Raw genomic sequence first — 19,716 nt, 5'->3', positions numbered from 1 at the left:
CCTTCAACTCAGAAGTGAAAGCCTGTGGGCAGCGGCGATCGCTTCGTCGCGAGAATGAACACCGAGCTTTCGATAGAGACTTCGGATGTGGCTCTTCAGCGTATTCGGGGAAACGAACAGCTTTTGCGCGATGTCCGCACGGGAGAGGTTATCGGCCAGTTCCCGCAATACATCCGCTTCTCGACTGGTGAGCGTGACACGTTCGATAGCGGACGGATAGATCTCGGCCACTTCGGAATCGAGAAATCGGGCAACCCGCTCACCACCTTCAGGATCCGGGGCTTCGAGTTGCACGATCAGGTCCCGCGGAACCGTGGCCAACGCCGACCATGCGCCGGAAGCAGCAACCCCGGCGCGGGCCGACGCCCACGAAGCTGATGCCTCCGGTTGCCTCCCCAAGCTGTGATGTGCCATTGCTTCGATCAAGTACGCTTCGACCCGAACCCTGGCGAATTGGTTTTCACTCCAGTCGATTTCACTGCACAGGCGCAGCGCCTGGTCAGGATTTCCGGTCAGCAGTTGTGCTCGTGCCGCCGATACGGCGACTATCGGCGGCGGGCTGTCGAAGGCACTGACCTCGTCAAGCGCCTTCTCCCCTTCACCCGCTGCAAGCAACAGGTCGACTCGTGCTGCGGCGAGCATCGCAGTACTGATCGAACCGGGGCAGATGACGGGCGGTTCGTTGGTAGCGACAGCCCGCTGAAGAGTGACGAGCCCCCCGAAATCATCTCGTGTTGCCAACGCCCAGCGTGCCCGGGCATATGCTGCGAAGGCCCAGAGGTCCCCCGCCGGCGAGATGCTCCCGAGAATCTCGATCGCCGAGGCGGCGTCTCGAAAATCCAACGCGTCCAGGGCAACCCACACCCGGGCGATTGCAGCGCCGATATGCGACGCAGGCCCTAACCATCCTTGAACATCGGGATGGGTGCATTCTTCGTCGAGCCAGCGGGATGTCTCCGAAAGGTCACCGCGCATAGCTGCGTTGAGCGCTAAATTGCCGGCCGCATGTCGTGCCACAAAGCACGGGCCGTATTCAAGCGCACCGCGGTACGCAATCGCTAACGCTTCCTGCGCCTCGTCGAAATTGCCGATCAGTTGGTGTGAAACACCCCAGATCAGTTGCAGTGCCGGTAGCTGAACCCCGAAATCCTTCTTCTGCTCGCCGCTCAATCCAGCGGCAACGTGAGAAAGCTTACGAGCGATCCCGGCAGAGCGTAGGTACTCACCCGAGGCCCGCAGAATCACGATCTGAACGGTTCCGCTGTTCAGGAGTGCGAGTGCGTCCGAACCGCCGCCCAGAGCCTGCAATTTCGACGCGTCCGACGGCAATGTGCCGTTGCCCGTCGACTCTGTACGCAATCGGCGCTCCAGCAGGTCGCGCCCGATCTGCATGGCCGGATGTGATGACACGATGTGATCAGGCATGGACCACAAAGCTTTTCGGGCCAACCCGCCATGATCTACCAAGAGCTCTGCCCAATGCCTAGCGAGGATCTCGGCCACCGTCGACCATGCTTGCGCATCGAGTGCGTAGCGCACCGCACCGGCAAAGTCGGACGATTCACGGCAATGCTCGGAAAGTCGGACCAATCGAGCGGGAGAATCACCGCCGATCTCGTCGCCGATCCTCATCAGTGCTTCTCGAATTGCCGGCGCAAAATACCACCGCGCCGGACTCTCGTCTGCCATCCGGAAGAGAAGCCCGACCGATTCGAGTCCGCCGACCAGAGTCGCCGCGTCGTCGTTCCCGGTGACCAGCCGAGCTATCTCGGGGGTCACGATCCGTGCAACGGACAGCGACAACGCAAAGTCCGATAGCTCGGTCGGTTTCGATCCTCGGATGACCCGCCGCTTCATGTACACGTACAACGCCTGATCAAGACGTTGCTGAATTTTCTCGTGACTACGCAATCGCACCGGCAGCGCGTTCACGACGTTCGATGCCAGCTTCATCAATGCCGGTACACCTGCGAGTTTCTCGCAGATCGAATGAACAATATTGGAGGACAGTGCGATTCCGGCACTCGAGAACAACGCAACCGACTCTTCGAGGGTGTACCGCAAATCGTCTACGGACAGATATTCGTCGATAGCGACGCAGTCAAATATGTCACTGATCGATCGATCCTGTAGCGTCACAATCACTTTCAAGCCTGATACTTCCGCCAGCAAGGAAGCGAGCCGGCTTCCGAGGCCGCCTCCGTCCACCAAATCGATTCGGTTGAACACGACAACAAACGGGATGCTCGACGAGACAAGGTATTCGCGGACTGCACGTTCGGGATCTTCATGCTCCGCCGACCCCCCCAACGCCACGCAGGAATCCTGAATTACAGCAAGCGCATTATTCCAGTAGTCGATCCGATCCATCCGCTCCGTCGGCGCCGGCACCCACACCACCGGACGGGTCGGGATGGTACCCATCGCGGACAACCACAATCCTGCAAGTTCGGTTTTTCCGAAACCCTGTGGCGCATCGAGCACCGTCAACCCATCGGGTGTCTGCATGCGCTCGATGAGTCGCGCACGAAGCGTCGTCGATGTCGTTCCCACGAGCCTGCGTCGCAAGGAAACGTGACTTCGAAAACTCTGTCCGACGCGAGCCGATTTTGATCCGGATATCACGATGTACCTGACACCTCGTGCCGATCGGAAGCAGATCTCGGGTCAAGGCAACAAGTCCCCACAGATCCGCGCATGGTAACGACAATAGACATATCCGAATTGCATCGCGAGACGGCGCCGCACCAAAATGTGCCCGCTTTGTCTTATTCTGTGCGCTCCGTCACCTATTGCCACTATTTTGTCGAAATACCATCTGACCTGGCGCAATTTCCTTATGATGCCCGGATCCCGAGAACTTACGACGCTGGCACCGCGCCAAACCGCTAGACAGAAACCTCCACGGAAGCCTTGTCCTCCGGATCATGGCTGGCAGCGCCGAATACCGCGACCGCGACGGCGCCGGCGATGGCACCCACAAATCCCACGACCGCCAACCATTCCAGGCCGGGCCGTGACGCGTCACCGAGAATCATCACACCCACGATCCCCGGCACCACGGTTTCGCCGACGACAAGTGCCGCCGTCGCACCGTTCACCGAACCGAGTTGCAACGCAACGGTGTGAAGATAGAAGCCGCCGAGACCGGTTACCGCGATCGCCCAGGCCGCCGGATCTCGCAGCAGCACAGCAACATCGAAAGGGTCGACCCCGTCGACAACTCGGACTGCGATAGCCAGACCACCGAACAGGACTCCGGAGATCAACCCGGAAACGACGGCAGCACGGGACCCGAGCCATCGGATCAGGCCCACGCCGATCAGCAGAACCGCAGCCGATCCGGCGAGAACTCCCCAGTGCACTGCGGCATTCGAACTACCTCCGCCGGCGTCACCGGCCGAGACCCCGAGAAGCAGCAGCGAGAGAATCACGGCACTGATAGCGAACCAGTCGCGTCGGTGAAGTTGAATTCCGAGTACCACGGTGCCCAGGACCGCAGTGATGACCAAGTTAGCGCTGATCACGGTCTGCGACAGGAAAAGTGGAATGAGTCGCGCAGACACGGCGCTGCCAGCAAAACCCACTACGTCGAGGAGCGTTCCGACAATGAAGGACACCGTCAGTACGGCGGCAAACGTCGAACGCATCGTCGGTCCACCCGACGCCGTCACATGGCGATCGTCCCCGCGAAGTTCCGCAGCGGCGGCAGACTTCCGCGCACCGTAGGCCTGCATCACCGAAGCGACGCCGTAGCCGACGCAGGCAACCAATGCCGCGATCAGGCCGATCAGCACGATAACCCAAGATGAGGTCCGACATCGTCCGTCATCATGTCCACTCTGCCGCACCTTGCCCTGAAATTTGTCTGAACACTGCACACTCCCCGAGAACCTACAAGTCGATTTTGTACAACTAGGTTGCACACAACTAAACCTTGCGCTACAGTTCTTCTTGTGACCAACCCGCTCGCCCTCGACCACCAGGTGTGCTTCGCCCTCTACTCGGCGTCGCGGGCCACCACCGCCGCTTACCGAGCCATGCTCGACGACCTGGGGATCACCTACCCCCAGTACCTCGTCCTGCTAACGCTCTGGGAACGCGACGGCCGGGGAGTCCGAGATATTTGCGAAGCACTCGATCTCGACACCGGCACCCTCTCACCGCTTCTCAAGCGACTCGAAGGTTTGGGATTGATCGAGCGTCGACGCCTCTCCACCGACGAGCGCCGCGTCGAAATCCACCTGACCGAGGCCGGCGCAACGCTGCGCTCCAAGGCCGAGGACATACCGGCCAGGCTCGCCGAAGCTACCGGTCTGAGCCTGAACGAGCTCGGCGAACTCCGCGAGGTTCTGGTCCGGCTCGGCAAAACACTTCAATCATCGAACGCTCACTCCGACGGAAAGAAGAAGCCATGAACATCGTGTACACCGCAGAAGCGCTCGCCACCGGCGAAGGCCGCAACGGTCATGCTCGCACCTCCGACGGACGCCTCGATCTCGATTTGGCGATCCCCAAGGAAATGGGTGGCAGCGGCGACGGCACCAACCCCGAGCAGCTTTTTGCGGCCGGATACGCGGCCTGCTTCCATTCCGCACTGCAGATGGTTGCCCGCGCCGAGAAGGCAAACGTCGCGGATTCTGCTGTAGGCGCCCGCGTCGGCATCGGCCCCAACGGAGCCGGAGGCTTCGGTCTCGCTGTGACGCTTGAAGTTTCACTCCCACACTTGTCCCATGACCAGGCCGTCGAGCTGACGGAGAAGGCACACCAGGTGTGCCCGTACTCCAATGCAACTCGCGGCAATATCGAGGTCACCCTCGAAGTAACCAAGGAAGACGACTAATGAGCACCACCAACCCCACTGTCAGCCGCGAGATCCGACTCGCATCACGCCCCGACGGTTGGCCCACCGCCGAGAACTTCTCGCTGGTCGAGGCACAGCTCCCCGAACTCGAAGACGGCCAGATCCTGGTGCGTAACATCGCAATTTCGGTTGACCCGTACATGCGTGGACGCATGAACGACGTGAAGTCGTACCTCCCGCCGTTCCAGATCGGAGCTCCGCTCGACGGCGGCGCCGTCGGCGAAGTTATTGCATCCAAGTCTCCTGATCGGGCTGTCGGCGACGTCGTAGTCCACGGTCTCGGATGGCGCGAATACGCCGTTGTCGACGCTGCGACGGCTGGACCCGCTGATACGTCCATCGCTCCCGCCACGGCCTACCTGGGTGCGCTCGGCATGACCGGCCTGACCGCCTATGCCGGTCTCACCGCTGTCGCTGAGTTCAAGGAAGGCGATACCGTCTTCGTTTCCGGCGCAGCGGGTGCTGTCGGTTCGCTCGTGGGCCAGATCGCAAAGCTGTTGGGCGCCAAGCGCGTTATCGGAAGCGCAGGTTCGCCGGCCAAGGTTGCACGTCTGCTCGAACTCGGCTTCGATGCAGCGTTCAACTACCACGACGGCTCGGTCACTGAACTCCTCGCAGCGGCCGCACCGGAGGGTATCGACGTCTACTTCGACAACGTCGGCGGCGACCACCTCGAGGCAGCGATCAACTCCATGAACCCGGGTGGCCGAATTGCCCTGTGTGGAGCCATTTCTCAGTACAACACCACCGAGAAGCCCACGGCTCCCCACAACTTGGCTGCAGTAATCGGCAAGGGTCTCACGCTGCGCGGTTTCCTGGTCGGCGGCTACCGCCACCTCGGACCCGAATTCCGCACCCACATGGCAAGCTGGCTTGCCGACAACAAGATCGAGTGGGACGAGACAATCGTCGAAGGCCTGGAGAACGCTCCGCAAGCCTTCATCGATCTGATGCGCGGCGCGAACACCGGCAAGATGGTTGTCACGCTGTAGCTTTCACCACTAGATTTTTCACGACCGACGATGGCCGAGAATCACTGTGATTCTCGGCCATCGTCGTCGTGGATCAGATCCCGAACGACACTCCGGTCAACTTCTCGGACAATGCCCACAGCCCAGCTGCGGTCTTCTTGTCGTGCGACTTCTTGTTCGAACCAACAACTTTCGGATAACCACGCTGCTCGAACGGACCATCGGGACCGATGTAGCTGCCGCCGAACGCGTCGGGCGCCGTAGCCGCCCACAACTCCGGCAAAGCCCCCATCTGCGCGGACTGCGCGATCAGGTTGCCGATGCCCATCAGTTTGTCCTGAATCGACTCGGTGTGCCCCTGCAGGTTCGTCGCCGCGTAACCGGGGTGCGATGCCAATGCCTTGAGAGTCGAACCCGAAGCCGCCAGTCGACGTTGAAGTTCGTACGTGAACAGAAGATTCGCGAGCTTGGACTGCCCGTAGGCGCGCCACCGGTTGTACTTGCGGTGCTCGAAATTGAGATCGTCGAGATCGATAGTCCCCAACTGATGCATCATGCTGGACATCGTGACGACGCGGTCGGTCAACTTGTCCTTCAGCAGTCCGGTCAACGCGAAGTGGCCGAGATGGTTTGTACCGATCTGCATTTCGAACCCGTCGACCGTCCGGTTGAACGGCACCGCCATCACCCCGGCGTTGTTCACCAGGACGTCAACGGCATCGGTGGCATCGGCAAACTCGCGTACGGACGACAGATCCGAGAGATCAAGTTTGCGCACCACAGCATTCGAGCCGATTTCGGCAGCGACTACATCCGCTTTCGATGTGTTCCGACATGCAAGCACGACGTCGGCGCCGGCCTTACCCAGCGCCCGCGCGACTACCTCCCCCAACCCACTGTTAGCGCCCGTCACGACAAATTTTCGTCCGGTCTGATCGACAACGTCATCTGCAGTCCACTTGGTCATGAAATCCAGCGTACGTGCGTTACTCAGCGGCAGGAATGGCTGAACTTTTGATCACGGTTTCCGTTTGGTTTTGATCGGCTTAGCACCCGGCGCCGGCGCGGTGGGTGCCGGCTTCGGCGTGGGTTCGACCTCGGCTTCGCGCTTCTCCGCCGCAATTTTGCCGTACACAAAATGCTGTTGAGCCAACGTCCAACAGTTGTTGCTGACGAAGTAGATCAGAATTGCGACCGGTGCGAAGGAACCGAACGCGATCACGCCGACCGGAAACACCCACAGTGCGAGCTTGTTCATGATTGCCGTTTGCGGGTTGGCAATCCCGGAATCAACCTGCCGCGCGACCGATGCTCGCGACGTGAAATGTGTCGCCACGGCCGCAAAGACCATCAGCGGAACGGCGACCAGAATGATGGATAATCTGGTGATGTCACCGAATGCCTCCAACTGGGCGGCCGGGCTCGAAATCATGGCCGACAGCGGCGCCCCGAACAACTTCGCGTCGAGAAATGACTGCACGTCGGAAGCACTGAAGAAATAGTTGGCCGTATTCGCATTGTCCGCGATCGACATTGGCTCGGTCGGGCTCAGAAACGGGATGTGGGAGGCCGCTCCGGTCCGATTGAACGAGCGGAGGACGTGATAGAGCCCGATGAAAACCGGTGCCTGAACAAGCATCGGCAGACACCCGAGCAACGGACTGTAGTTGTGCTCCTTCTGCAGCTTGCTCATCTCCACGGCAAGTTTCTGCCGGTCGCCGGCGTACTTCTTCTGCAAAACCTTGATCTGCGGTTGCAGCTTCTGCATCACCAGTTGAGTGCGAACCTGCTTGACAAACGGTTTGAACAGAATCGCCCTGAGCGTGAATACCAGAAATACGACCGACAGCGCCCACACGACGCCGCTGTCCGGCGATCCGGAAACGAAAGAAAAGACCTTGTGCCAGAACCACAGAATTGCGGACACGGGGTAATAGATAAAATCGAGCATGATGAATGAACCTCGCCAAGAGGGACGTTCGGAGAATCCGAACGCGGGAATGGTCGTGGACTGAGCCAGAGAGACCGACCTACGACGGGTTCAACCCCGCGCTACGTCGATCTAGCGACCAATTCCCGGTGCTCGAGGTTGCGGACGTCCTGGTGCGTCCGGACTGCTCTGCCGGCGGAAGGCGCCACGCAAGCAGCGTTCATCGCCGGACGGACCCTGGGACGACACCGTGCGCAGTTGGAGCGCTTCGTACATCGGCGACGCCGACAGCGCCGCGACGACAAACACCGCGATCGCGGTTCCCAATACGGCAGCACTGCCCGAGGAACTGAGCGGTGGAGCGGCCAGCAATGCGATGAACGGAAGCAGAAGTAGCAACAGTGACCGCGTCACCGTGCTCGCTCCCTGCTGATTCATGAAATCGAAGATACACGGTTGTTCACAGCTCACGAGCCAAAACCTGCCTGAGACAATCAACCGATGACGTCTCGAACTTTCGAAGAGCTGGTCGAAGAAGCACAATCCGTCTCCGTCGACGGTTGGGATTTCTCTTGGCTCGACGGACGCGCCACCGAGCAGCGTCCGTCCTGGGGATACCAGCAACTCATGAGTGAAAGACTGAGCCGAGCCGCTGCGGCGCTGGATATTCAAACAGGTGGCGGCGAAGTGCTCTCCGCAGCCACGACGCTTCCGCCGGTCATGGCTGCCACCGAATCCTGGCCACCCAATGTTGCCAAGGCAACTGCCCTACTTCGCCCGCGCGGAGTCGTCGTTGTCTCGGACCCGGATGAGCCGCCACTACCTTTTGCCGATGCCGCCTTTGATCTGGTGACATGCCGTCATCCCGCGACGGTGTGGTGGAGCGAAATTTCTCGGGTCCTCGAACCCGGCGGGACGTACCTCGCCCAGCATGTCGGTCACGCAAGCGTTTTCGAACTAGTCGAGTACTTTCTCGGCCCCCAACCGGAGGCCCGACGCGGTCGGCACTACGAGGACGAGAGTGCCGATGCCCGCGATGCCGGTCTCGAGGTGGTCGACCTCCGGTTCGAGCGACTGCGCCTGGAATTCTTCGATATCGGTGCTGTCATCTACTTCTTGCGCAAGGTGATCTAGATGGTTCCCGGCTTCACAGTTGAGCAGTACCTCGACCAGTTGCGCGAACTCGACCGACAGATACGACGCGACGGACCCTTCGTCGCCTACTCGAGCCGGTTCCTGATCGAGGCTCGAAAGGCCGGCTAAGCCGGATGCACCGACTTCCAGTGCTGCGCAATGTCGATCCGTCGCGTGATCCACACGTTCTCGTGTGCTTGAACGTGATCGAGGAACCGTTCGAGAGCCGCCGCACGGGCGGGCCGTCCGATAATGCGGCAATGCAATCCGACCGAAAGCATCTTCGGCGCGCCCGCAGCACCTTCGGAATACAGAACGTCAAACGCGTCCCGCAGATGGGCGAAGAATTGATCGCCACTGGGAAACCCTGCCGGAGAAGCGAATCGCATGTCATTGGTATCGAGGGTGTACGGAACAACCAGATGCTTGACCGTCTCGTCACCACGCGGCACGTCGACCCAATACGGGAGATCATCGGCATAGGAATCCGAGTCGTAGACAAACCCACCGTGCTCGACCACCAACTGACGGGTGTTCGGTGAATCGCGTCCGGTATACCAACCGAGCGGCGCGGATCCTGTGAGGTCGCGCAGGATCGCGACGGCCTCGGCCATGTCCGCGCGCTCACGTTCGACGCCGACCGTTTGATACGACGTCCATCGCAGTCCGTGACACGCGATCTCATGGCCCAGTTCGCGAAAAGCGCTGACTGCTTCGGGATTACGCTCCAGAGCTCGGGCGACGGCAAAGATCGTGAGCGGTAGCCGGCGCTTCTCGAAAATGCGGAGGACTCGCCACAACCCGGCCCGCGATCCGTACTCGTAGATCGATTCCATACTCATGTGACGGTTCGGAAATGCCTCGGCCGGAGTCATTTCCGATAGAAATGTCTCCGAACCGTCATCCCCGTCGAGAACATTCCGCTCCCCACCCTCTTCGTAGTTGAGGACAAACTGAAGGGCTATCCGCGCGTCGCCCGGCCACTGTGGATGGGGAGGATTCTTGCCGTACCCCACCATGTCACGCGGATAGCTGTTCATGACAACACCTTTACAGTCACTGGCTGGAAATCGCAGTGCGAGCTGCCGCCGTCAACGTACCGAAAACACGCAGTCGCGCCAGCCCCCCATCCGGGAAGATATCCAACCGCACATCCGTGACCGAAACATCTCGCTCGATCAGGAATCGATGACGCGTATCAGGGCGAAATACAGTGCGCGGCAACAGTTCGATCCACTCGCCGCTCGACGTGCGCCCGGATAACGAACCTGCCCCCGGTGCGTTGCCGAGGAAGTACGACGTGTCGACCTCGAGAAAACTCAACGACCCCTCACCCGCAAGTTGCACCTGCACCCAATCGTTTCCGTCATCTCGACGACGGGCTGTCTCCCAGCCATCACCCATCGACGCGGCACGACCCGGGAACAGGATGTTCTGGGGCGAGCTGTAGAACATGTTGGAACAGTCGGTGACTCGTCCACCGTTCTCCAATGCGGCAAGATCGAGGGGACCGGCGTCGAGAAAGCGTACGTCCGGTCGCGCCTCACCGTGGACGCGGAATCGTGCCACACCACCATCCGGGTAAATGGTGAGCTTGACGTGTGTCCACCTCTGATCGGACCTCACCGCGAACGGATTCTCCGAGTCGCCGGACACTGCTGAACGCTCGACAATGCTCTGCCACTCCCCGGACGTCGCCAGTTCTTGTGGGTCCGGGTAACCGTCGACGGAAAGGCCTTCTACCGATATCTCGGGCGGGTAGTTGCCCTTGAACCACGCTGTATCGATCACCACACCTCGAACCACACCGGGAACGCCGAGTCGAACAATTGCCTCGTCGTGACCGGCGACGCGACGTCGACGGGTTTCCCAACCGTCGTACACCTGACCCTTGTGTCCGAACGTAGCCGGTTGGTACCCGGCCTTCCCTGACCGGATCAGTGCCTCACGCTCGGCAAATGCTTCGTCATTAGCCCAGATCACAGCGCCGCCGAGCGTGCGCAAGGCCAGGTCCGGAAAGATAGTGAAATCAGCAACGCTCATCAGTTCACTCCATTGTTCGCGGTTGTACGTCCCACCAAGTTTCGTAGCACCGCGACGTCTGCAGCAGGTGCTAGTGCAAGGACGTCGGACTCGGCGAAGGCTCCCGCCTCCACGCCTCGAAGGATCACAGCGGCCAGTGCCTGCGCCGTTGCCGGTTCGTCCATCACACTCCCACCGCGGCGGTCGAGGTAGGCCTGCACTCGCGGCGCGGCAGCAGCCAAGGCCGAGCGATAGAAACCGAATGTCGCGAGCCACCGAGTGACCAGATGGCCCGCGTGCATGTCCCACCCTTGGTAGTAACCACGCTCGAGGGAACGCCTGACCAAGCGGTGGTGCCGCCGGATCGCGTCGTGAATTGCGTCGGAGGTTCCAACCGGGGCGATTTGGGTGGAACCGTCGCACACCCACACTCCCGTCTGTGCGGCCGCGGCGAGCATGACAGCCTTCGCGTGATCTGCGACGGGATGTTCGAGGGATTGAAACTGCGACGCAATCCCGCAGGCAGCGCTGTAATCGTAAGTACCGTAATGCAAGCCGGTAAGTCTCCCCTCGGCGCGATGGATGGCCGGCGCAATCGCGACGGCTCCGTCGGCAGCGATCACTGCCTGCGGGCTCTCGATCTGCAACTCGAATCGAAGGGATCCAGCAGCCAAGCCGTGCGCCTTCTCCAACTCCTCACAGAGCAGCACTGTCGCGGTAACCTGCTCTACAGCACGCAGTTTGGGTACCGTGAATACAAATCCCGACGGCACTCCCCCGGCCGCGTCGAGAACAAGTTCGAGAGTGCGAATGGAGCGTCGGCGCTCACTGGCGGGCAACCCCTTGAACCTGATGCCGCACCAGCTCGGACCCTGCGGGTCTTGACTGATCGTAGCCAAGGTTCGACCGGCATTGCTCGCTGCGGCATCCTCCTCCGCGTCGTCCCGTCGTCCGTAGCCGTCCTCGAAATCGATACGCAGGTCTTGGACGGGATTGCAGCCCAACAGAACCCGAACATCACCGAGCGCATTCTCCGCATCAAGACCGGCAATGACGTGTGCATGGGCGTCAAGCAGCCGTATCGCCTGCTCACCCCACAACCGAGGCGTATCGGCGCTCGCGTCGGCCGCACTGACATACACCGTATGCACGGGTTGAATCTCGTCTCGATTGCCCGGGTACTGGCTTTCGAGTCTCGCATCGACCGGGTCGAGCAACTGCGCCAACTTTTCGAAGGCATCAGAGGGGAGGCGCGATGCTGTCATAGGACAATCCTCGCAGAACCAATACGAACTCGCTGTTCGTTATAGATAACCCAACTGAGGCGACTACACGAACCTGCCGGAGAACGCCCGCGGTGGTGGACCTCACAAGCGTATCGACCCACAATCGGCGCCCGAAGTGCCGCGACTGGCCCGATTGCCCGTCCCGTGCGGCTACCGTCGAAGATGTGTCTCGATCTCCGCTACCTGTCCGCGACGGCCTCAACCCCAGTCGCATCCGTCAGCCCGACTCCGGGCTGTGGGAAACCACGCTGGAATACCTGCTCGAGCGGTTCCCCCAGGACTCCGAGCGGCTACGTGAGAAGGTCGCCGCCGGCGAGGTCGTGGACGAAAAGGGCGTCGGCATCGACGAGCAGACGGCCTTTGCACCCCGCCGCTTCGTCTACCTCTATCGCGATCCGCCCGTCGAAACCCGGGTGCCCTTCGAGATCGACATCCTGCACCGCGACGACAACATCCTCGTCATCGACAAGCCTCATTTTCTGGCGAGCACGCCTCGCGGACGCTACATCGCCGAATCCGCTCTGGTACGCCTTCGCCGAGACCTCGATCTGCCCGAACTCAGCCCGGCGCACCGACTCGACCGCGTGACGGCCGGACTCCTGCTTTTCACCGTCCATCAGCAGGCCAGACGCGGATACCAGACGATGTTCGCCGACCGTCTCGTGTCCAAGGAATACGAAGCCATCGCGCGTTACGACGCCGATGTAGTGACACCCGCCGTTGTTCGGAGCCGGATCGTGAAAGAACGCGGAGTCCTGAAAGCCCAAGAAATCGAGGGCGATCCCAACAGCGAATCCCGGATCGAACTCGTCGAAACGCACGGCGAATACGCGCGTTACCGGCTCATTCCGCACACCGGCAAGACGCACCAGTTGCGCCTACACATGACGTCTGTGGGCCTACCCATCCACGGCGACAACTTCTATCCCACTTTCTACGATGTTGCCGCAGAAGACTATTCGAATCCGCTACGACTACTGTCGAAAGTGCTCGAGTTCAAGGACCCGGTCAGTGGCGAGAATCGCCGATTCGAAAGCAAACTGACACTCTCGTGGCCGACCTGAGACCTGCAACTCTTCCCCTTCGCCTCCGTTACCGGAAGGATGGAGGCGCAGACACGCCGCACCGCATTGCACCGCATTGCACCGCAGAAGGAGAACAGATGAGCAAGACCGCTGCCGTACCCGGAGCCGTGTCGGAAGTCGAGCGAAAGTACGAAGCACCTGCAGAGCAGGAAGTTCCGGCACTCGACAACCTGCCGGGAGTCGTGGGCTCGCCGATCCACGACTCGATTCAGCTCTCCGCCACGTACTACGACACGGTCGACTATCGATTGCTCGCCGAGAAGATAACGCTGCGCAAGCGTGAAGGTGGCGACGACGCGGGCTGGCACATGAAACTCCCCGGCGAAGGGGATGCTCGAACCGAGATTCAACTTCCTCCCGACGACGGAACCGAAGTGCCCGCGGCACTGTCGAGCCTGGTTCGGGCAATCACTCGCGGCAACGAACTGACCCCCATCGCGTTGATCATCACCGACCGCGAGCGCACCCGGCTGAACGACGCCGACGGCACCCTGCTGGCCGAGGTGGTATCCGATACCGTAATCGCCTGCAAGGCCGACGGTTCCGAAGAATCAAGCTGGCAAGAGGTGGAGGTTGAGCAGGGCGCCGGCGGCCAGCCCCTGGCCGACGCCATCGAAGCAGTCCTGTTCGAGGCCGGACTCGAACGGTCGGCAAGTCCGTCCAAACTCAAGCGAGCATTGGGCACCTCCATCACCCCGTACTCCGCAGCAGCAGGCATCGCAACCAAGTCGCCGAGCTCACGAATCCTGCTGCGCAATTACATTATCGAGCAGATTCGCGCTCTCACCGACGCCGATCTCGGAACCCGCCGACGCAATGAAGAAGCTGTTCACGACTTCCGCGTCGCGGCGCGCAGAATCCGCAGCGCCCTGCAATCGTATGCCGGAGATTCACCGCGCATCGACAACCTCATCGCCGATCTTCGATGGTTGGGCGGCAAATTCGGCGACGCCCGTGACGTCGAGGTGCAGTGGCAACGTCTCGTCGACCGCCTCGATGAAATCGACGTTCCCGAGCAGGAAGCCGTGCGCGCCCGGATCGACGAATACTTCTCAGCCCGAGGAGAAACCGCACTGGACAATGCACTCGGCGCACTGAACTCCGAGCGTTACCTGTCTCTACTCGAGCAATTAGACGCCTACATCGGCGATCTGGAATTCGACAGCGTCGGCCGCCGCGCGGACAAGAAGGTTTCGGCAAAAGAGTTGGCTCGCACGTTGCGCCACCTATCGCACAAGGTCGGTGGACGTGTCGACGACGTGGCCAAGGCGCACTCACGTGCGGAACGCGACGAGAGAATGCACCGAGCACGCAAGGGCGCCAAGAGAATGAAATATGCGATCGAAGTGATGGAGCCGTCGAGTAAGCGTCACGCTAAACGTGTACTCAAGCACTTCACCCATTTTCAGGATGTTCTCGGCGAACACCAGGATTCTGTTGTGGCACAGCACCATTTACTGGAGATGGCGTCGGAGCACGAGCACACCTCGCTCACCAGTTTCAGTCTCGGAATTGTGTACCGACACGAACTCGACATCGCCGACAAGCAGGCGACATTGTTGAAGAAGACATGGAAGGAAGCTGCGAAGTCATCAGAAGCGCTATGGCGGTAGCCTCCACCACGACAGTCGACGGATCTCGAACTTATTGAGGGAGTAGACATGACCACACTTGCCGGACACCAGGACATCGTTGTCGGTATCGACGGATCCGAAGCCTCGACCGCGGCCGCCAGATGGGCTGGGTCAATTGCACAGGCAGTCAACGCGCGACTGATTCTGGCGCACGCATTGCCGCAGGAGGGCCCGATTTACAGCCCGGCCGCCGTCATGCTGCAGTCACAATTCCTCAATCAGATCAGGGAAGACGGCGAAGCCATCACCGGCGTCGTCACGGATCTACTAGCGAACGAGTTCCCTTCCCTTGTTATCGAATCCGAGATCGCACCGGGGCCACCGATGACGCACATCCTCGAATGCGCCGCGACTGCACGTCTGATCGTGATGGGTTCGACGGGTTCCGGCGCCCTGCGTTCACGCCTGCTCGGCTCCACTGCACTGAAGGTTGCCAACCATGCCCCCTGCCCCGTGACGGTCTGGCGCGGGACTGCCCAGCATCCCGGGCCCGACCAACGTCCGGTGGTTGTCGGCGTCGACGGAAGTACATTGAGCGAGAAGGCCGTCGAATACGCATTCCAGTATGCGGATCAGTTCGAGGCACCTCTTTTTGCCGTTCACACGTGGCAAGGTGCGTCGACCTTCCGTGAGGGAGGCGCAGGAATCCTCATCGATTGGGAAGCCGTCGAACAGGAAGAGTCCGCATTGTTGGCCGAAAACCTTGCCGGCATGTCGGACCAGTATCCGGATGTTGCGGTCACTCGCATCAGCGAACCCGGTGCTGCCGCACCCGTAATGCTCAAATATGCCGACGACGCCCAACTCCTGGTTGTCGGCAGTCACGGCCGGAGCGCTATGGCTGGTGCCGTAATGGGTTCCACGAGTCAGAACCTTCTGCACCATGCACCGTGTCCGGTGATGATCGCTCGCGGCTGACCAAGCGGCATCAGCCCAAGCCCGTGCCGACCAACTGACCGACCCCGTACGTCACCGCCATCGCCAAGGCTCCGCCGAGAACCACTCGCATGACCGCTCGGGACTTACGGGCACCGCCGAGCGTCGCGCTGATCGTCCCGGTCAAAGCCAGGGCGATCAGCACAGCGAAGAACGCAATCGGCACCCGACTTCCGGTTGCCGGCAAGAGAATTGCGATCAACGGAATTGCCGCACCGATGGTGAACGACACCGCCGACGAGATTGCAGCATGCCAGGGGTTGGTCAGGTCATTCGGATCGATGCCCAACTCGACTTCGACATGTGCTGCGAAGGCGTCGTGTTCGGTAAGTTCCTCGGCAACTTTCCGAGCCGTCTCCGGACTCAATCCCTTGTCCTCGTAAATCCCGACGAGTTCGGCAAATTCCTCTTCGGGAGTCTCTTGAAGTTCTCGCTTTTCCTTCTTGAGCAGCGCACGCTCGGTATCGCGTTGCGCGCTGACCGAGACGTACTCGCCGAGCGCCATGGACACCGCACCCGCAACTAATCCCGCAAATCCGGCGGTGAAGATCGCCGAACGTTCCGTTGTTGCCGCCGCAACACCGACCACCAGGCCGGCGGTGGACACGATGCCGTCATTTGCGCCCAGAACACCCGCCCGGAGCCAGTTCAAACGATTGTTCAAGCTGGGAGTACTCGGCCGCGATCCCTCGCTGGGAACTTCACCGGTGACCTGCACGCTATCGGACATACCCCTCAGATTAGGGTTCCGCCGCAGTCTGCGATAGCAATCTGAGGCTGCCCTCAGGAGACCCACGTCACCATACCAACCAAGCACTTGCTAGGTTAGTTCCGTCAGAAGGTTCAGCCACGCACAGCCAGGAGTAGACATGACTGCAACGCGCACCGCACTGATCAGCGGCGGAACCGGCGGCATCGGTTCCGCAATCGCCCTCATGCTTGCCGCACGCGGACACGACGTGGCCTTCACCTACCGAAACAATGCCGCCGCAGCAGCACAGTTGAGCGAGAAGATCCGCTCATTCGGGGTCTCGGCACACTCGTACCAAATGAATCTCGATCGCGAAGGCTCCATCACAGCCGCCGCGAGCGCCGCGATCAACGACCTCGAATCCCTGACAACGCTCGTCCACGCGGCGGGTCCTCACGTCCCGATGACACACCTCTCGCGCGTGACGCCGGCCGTCTTCAGTGAACAGTTAAACCAAGAAGCCGCAGCGTTTTTCACCCTCGTACACACCGCACTACCAGCACTGCGCGAATCCTCCGGCTCTGCAGTTGCCGTCACCACAGCGGCCACCGACCGCTTCCCGATCCGTGACGGACTCTCCGCCGGCACCAAAGGTGCTGTCGAACAACTGATCCGGGGATTTGCCGCCGAGGAAGGACGCTACGGCGTGCGCTTCAACGCAGTCGGCCCCGGGATGCTCACCGATGGTATGGCCGAAAGACTCATTGCCTCAGCCGATCTCGACCCACATGCCCTCGATGTCACCATGAGCCGGATCCCACTCAAACGATTTGGGTCAGCCGTCGACATCGCCGAAGCCGTCTGCTTCCTCGCCAGCGACGCAGCAGGTTTTATCAGTGGTCAGAAACTGAACGTCGATGGCGGATACACAGTGTGAGGCACTAGCCGCCCAGCCTGCGAAACACCAAACGCACCGTAAATTCCAGGTGCGCCATCACCTGGTCGGCGGTCATCCGACCCGCCACCCACGAGACCAGAGAAGACATCCAGACGTCGTCGATCACCTTGACCGCGTCCAACTGCTGCTGCGACACTTCCTCGACACCGATCGCCTTCGCGAACATCTCCGTCACCACGTTGCCCAGTGCATTCAGTTCCGGCGTAGCCGACGCATCCGCAAACATGTACGCGCGGACCAAAGCTTCATAGAGTTGATGATTGGTCTCGAGAATCTCGGTGTTCTTCCTCAACACAAACAGAATTCGGTCCGAAGGCGACTCACCCGGAACCGTGAAATCCTGAAATCTGTCGCGCAACCCCTCGAACATCCATAGCAACGCCACAATGAGCATGTGGTTTTTGGAGGGGAAATAGCGGTATACCGTCCCGATCGCGACTCCCGCACGCTCGGCAACCGATCTCATCTGAACTGCGTCATAGCCGCCTTCGGATGCGGATTCCATTGCCGCGTCGATAATTCTGCTGAAACGCGCACGCTGTGAAGGCGTCGTACGACGCCCCGTAACCGAGCTTCTTTCCACTACAGACTGATCCGGCTTATCGCCACCTGACATGCCCACAACCTTCTCTGACGCCGATTTCAGTGTCCAATGTAGCCGCCCACCAGAGATCCCGACGCGTACTGGACAGATCAGGAAGCACGTCGAGGGCGGGTTCCACCGCTGCGATATCGCGGGTCGTCGTCGCCGTCACGTCGCACGGAACGCCGTCGATCCGGCTGTTGCGCTCGCTGCGGCGTCCGCTGCCGATCCCGCTGCGGCGCCCGGGCAGGCGCCCGGGCAGGTGCCCGGGCAGGTGCCCGCCGAGCTTGCGGACGTTCCCGCGGCTTCGGCGTCAGCTTCTTCGCCTCACCGAAGCGCGGCTTTCCGAAGACAAACGGAATCCATCCGCGGCCACTACTTTCGAGCGACGCTACGGCCTCCGGTTCACGGAACGCGGCGTGTGCGATCAAGCCGAACATCAACAGCGTCGTGATCATTGACGTTCCACCGGCCGAGATGAGTGGCAGCTGCAAACCCGTCACCGGGATCAGACCCACCACGTACGCGATATTGATGAAGGCCTGCATCACGATCAAGGTCGTTGCGGTCGCCGTCATGACTTTGAGGAACGGATCGGTCGAACGCTTCGCGATTCTCAGACCGACCAGAAGGACTGCGACAAAAAGTGCCACCACGATCAGCGCGCCGATCAGTCCGAGCTCTTCACCGATCACCGCGAAGATGAAGTCGTTGTGTGCCTGCGGAAGATAGCTCCATTTGGCGTCGGACTGCCCGAGGCCGCGTCCGAAAATTCCGCCGTTTGCCAAGGCGTACTTGGCTTGAGTGCTTTGGAAATTCAGGCCCTGCGGATCCAGATCGGGATTCAGATATGCCTTGATTCGATCCGAGCGGTAACCGGCGGTAAGCCCGAGAACGAGGAAGGCGACGCCGGAACCCAATGTGAGAATAATGAACGTCTTGATCCGGAACAATCCGAACCACAGCACCGACATGAAGATGATGCCGATCGTGATGGTGGTGCCGAGGTCCTTCTCCAGCACGACGAGAACAAGAACAAGAAGTGTGGTGCCACCGATGACGGGCAGGGCTCGGTTGACGTCGAGTCTCGAATTCATGAACGACGCCACCGTCGCCGCCGACCAAATGGCCAGCGCGAGTTTGGCAAGTTCCGACGGCTGGAATGAGATTCCGGCAACGACGAACCAGCTTCGGGCACCCATCTGCTCCGATCCGATACCCGGAATCAAGACCAGCACAAGTAGGACCAAACACAAGATCAACAGCCACGGCGAGTATTTACGCATCAGTTCCGTGGGCACTCGCACAACAGCTACGAACAACACCAGCCCGATCGCCGCGAACATGCACTGCGGCCAGAACCGGGCATACGACGTGCCGGAGAGGACATACGATTCGACGCTCGACGACGAGAGCACCATCAACAAACCGAAGGCCACGATCAGGATGACCAAGCCGACCATCATGTTGAAGTCGAACAACGGACGATTGGTCCACATCGCTGCACGGGCACGGAAGGTCATCGGCTCGCCCCCGCGCGCTTTGCCTTTGTCGTCGCTCCGATCCGTCACCACTTTAGTATCGTGCCACGACTTCTAACTCGTGGGTAACACTGGTCTCAC

Annotated in this window: 18 protein-coding genes and 1 pseudogene; 8 read left to right on the top strand and 11 right to left on the bottom strand. The window is 60.6% G+C overall.

Annotation, left to right across the window (positions count from 1 at the left end):
• Positions 1 to 3: 3 nt before the first annotated feature.
• Together MTX36_RS06440 and MTX36_RS06435 are read right to left on the bottom strand one after the other, a co-directional pair.
• Positions 4 to 2,508 (bottom strand): LuxR C-terminal-related transcriptional regulator, encoded by a 2,505-nt coding sequence (locus MTX36_RS06440; RefSeq protein WP_243618876.1) that lies wholly within the window; start codon positions 2,506 to 2,508, stop codon positions 4 to 6.
• A gap of 380 nt (positions 2,509 to 2,888) precedes the next feature.
• A complete protein-coding gene (locus tag MTX36_RS06435; protein ID WP_243618874.1) occupies positions 2,889 to 3,797 on the bottom strand; it encodes a hypothetical protein in 909 nt (302 codons plus the stop codon).
• 159 nt (positions 3,798 to 3,956) lie between these two features.
• On the opposite strand from MTX36_RS06435, the gene MTX36_RS06430 reads away from it, so the two are divergent.
• The 3 genes from MTX36_RS06430 to MTX36_RS06420 are packed head-to-tail and all read left to right on the top strand — an operon-like array spanning position 3,957 to position 5,856.
• Complete coding sequence (locus tag MTX36_RS06430) at positions 3,957 to 4,418, top strand: MarR family winged helix-turn-helix transcriptional regulator (RefSeq protein WP_243618872.1); 462 nt, start codon at positions 3,957 to 3,959, stop codon at positions 4,416 to 4,418.
• Positions 4,415 to 4,843, top strand: coding sequence for an organic hydroperoxide resistance protein (locus MTX36_RS06425; RefSeq protein WP_243618871.1), 429 nt, complete (start codon positions 4,415 to 4,417; stop codon positions 4,841 to 4,843). Before MTX36_RS06430 ends, MTX36_RS06425 begins: the two co-directional genes overlap by 4 nt.
• Positions 4,843 to 5,856, top strand: coding sequence for an NADP-dependent oxidoreductase (locus MTX36_RS06420; RefSeq protein ID WP_243618870.1), 1,014 nt, complete (start codon positions 4,843 to 4,845; stop codon positions 5,854 to 5,856). Before MTX36_RS06425 ends, MTX36_RS06420 begins: the two co-directional genes overlap by 1 nt.
• Positions 5,857 to 5,929: 73 nt before the next feature.
• Here MTX36_RS06420 and MTX36_RS06415 read toward each other — a convergent pair whose 3' ends face one another.
• The 3 genes from MTX36_RS06415 to MTX36_RS06405 all read right to left on the bottom strand — a co-directional run bounded on the left by MTX36_RS06415 (position 5,930) and on the right by MTX36_RS06405 (position 8,203).
• Entirely contained in the window at positions 5,930 to 6,802 is an 873-nt protein-coding gene (locus MTX36_RS06415) for an oxidoreductase (RefSeq protein WP_243618868.1), read from the bottom strand.
• A gap of 51 nt (positions 6,803 to 6,853) precedes the next feature.
• Positions 6,854 to 7,786, bottom strand: coding sequence for a membrane protein insertase YidC (yidC, locus tag MTX36_RS06410; protein WP_243618867.1), 933 nt, complete (start codon positions 7,784 to 7,786; stop codon positions 6,854 to 6,856).
• 111 nt (positions 7,787 to 7,897) lie between these two features.
• Positions 7,898 to 8,203 carry a DUF6412 domain-containing protein gene (locus MTX36_RS06405; RefSeq protein WP_243618865.1) on the bottom strand — a complete coding sequence of 102 codons (306 nt, stop codon included), beginning with the start codon at positions 8,201 to 8,203 and terminating at the stop codon, positions 7,898 to 7,900.
• 63 nt (positions 8,204 to 8,266) lie between these two features.
• Here MTX36_RS06405 and MTX36_RS06400 point away from each other — a divergent pair.
• Positions 8,267 to 9,028: pseudogene (locus MTX36_RS06400) on the top strand (class I SAM-dependent methyltransferase).
• Here MTX36_RS06400 and puuE read toward each other — a convergent pair.
• Genes puuE through MTX36_RS06385 form a run of 3 tightly spaced genes read right to left on the bottom strand, consistent with a single transcriptional unit; the run spans position 9,025 to position 12,186 of the window.
• Entirely contained in the window at positions 9,025 to 9,939 is a 915-nt protein-coding gene (puuE, locus tag MTX36_RS06395) for an allantoinase PuuE (RefSeq protein WP_243618863.1), read from the bottom strand. The pseudogene MTX36_RS06400 and the gene puuE sit on opposite strands and share 4 nt — an antisense overlap.
• A 16-nt stretch (positions 9,940 to 9,955) precedes the next feature.
• A complete protein-coding gene (gene alc, locus MTX36_RS06390) occupies positions 9,956 to 10,942 on the bottom strand; it encodes an allantoicase (protein WP_243618861.1) in 987 nt (328 codons plus the stop codon).
• Positions 10,942 to 12,186 carry an aldolase/citrate lyase family protein gene (locus MTX36_RS06385; RefSeq protein ID WP_243618860.1) on the bottom strand — a complete coding sequence of 415 codons (1,245 nt, stop codon included), beginning with the start codon at positions 12,184 to 12,186 and terminating at the stop codon, positions 10,942 to 10,944. Before MTX36_RS06385 ends, alc begins: the two co-directional genes overlap by 1 nt.
• Positions 12,187 to 12,371: 185 nt before the next feature.
• On the opposite strand from MTX36_RS06385, the gene MTX36_RS06380 reads away from it, so the two are divergent.
• The 3 genes from MTX36_RS06380 (at position 12,372) to MTX36_RS06370 (ending at position 15,844) form a co-directional block, all read left to right on the top strand.
• Positions 12,372 to 13,271 carry a pseudouridine synthase gene (locus MTX36_RS06380; RefSeq protein ID WP_243618859.1) on the top strand — a complete coding sequence of 300 codons (900 nt, stop codon included), beginning with the start codon at positions 12,372 to 12,374 and terminating at the stop codon, positions 13,269 to 13,271.
• Between the two features lie 98 nt (positions 13,272 to 13,369).
• Entirely contained in the window at positions 13,370 to 14,905 is a 1,536-nt protein-coding gene (locus tag MTX36_RS06375; protein WP_243618858.1) for a CYTH and CHAD domain-containing protein, read from the top strand.
• A gap of 48 nt (positions 14,906 to 14,953) precedes the next feature.
• Positions 14,954 to 15,844, top strand: a complete 891-nt coding sequence (locus tag MTX36_RS06370; RefSeq protein WP_243618857.1) for a universal stress protein — start codon at positions 14,954 to 14,956, stop codon at positions 15,842 to 15,844.
• A 10-nt stretch (positions 15,845 to 15,854) separates the two neighbouring features.
• Here the strand turns inward: MTX36_RS06370 and MTX36_RS06365 are convergent, their stop codons facing one another.
• Positions 15,855 to 16,592 (bottom strand): VIT family protein, encoded by a 738-nt coding sequence (locus tag MTX36_RS06365; RefSeq protein WP_243618856.1) that lies wholly within the window; start codon positions 16,590 to 16,592, stop codon positions 15,855 to 15,857.
• A gap of 139 nt (positions 16,593 to 16,731) precedes the next feature.
• Between MTX36_RS06365 and MTX36_RS06360 the strand changes: the two genes are divergently transcribed.
• Entirely contained in the window at positions 16,732 to 17,490 is a 759-nt protein-coding gene (locus MTX36_RS06360) for an SDR family NAD(P)-dependent oxidoreductase (protein ID WP_243618855.1), read from the top strand.
• Between the two features lie 4 nt (positions 17,491 to 17,494).
• On the opposite strand, the gene MTX36_RS06355 is transcribed toward MTX36_RS06360, so the two are convergent.
• Positions 17,495 to 18,127 (bottom strand): TetR family transcriptional regulator, encoded by a 633-nt coding sequence (locus MTX36_RS06355; protein WP_243618854.1) that lies wholly within the window; start codon positions 18,125 to 18,127, stop codon positions 17,495 to 17,497.
• Positions 18,128 to 18,204: 77 nt separating this feature from the next.
• Entirely contained in the window at positions 18,205 to 19,593 is a 1,389-nt protein-coding gene (ftsW, locus tag MTX36_RS06350) for a putative lipid II flippase FtsW (protein WP_374230440.1), read from the bottom strand.
• Positions 19,594 to 19,716 lie beyond the last annotated feature (123 nt).

Origin of the sequence: Rhodococcus sp. ARC_M6 (assembly GCF_022810305.1) — a bacterium.
Classification (GTDB): Bacteria; Actinomycetota; Actinomycetes; order Mycobacteriales; family Mycobacteriaceae; genus Rhodococcus_F.
Note: the sequence above shows the minus strand (reverse complement) of the source record. Positions and strands in the feature narration are given on the sequence as shown.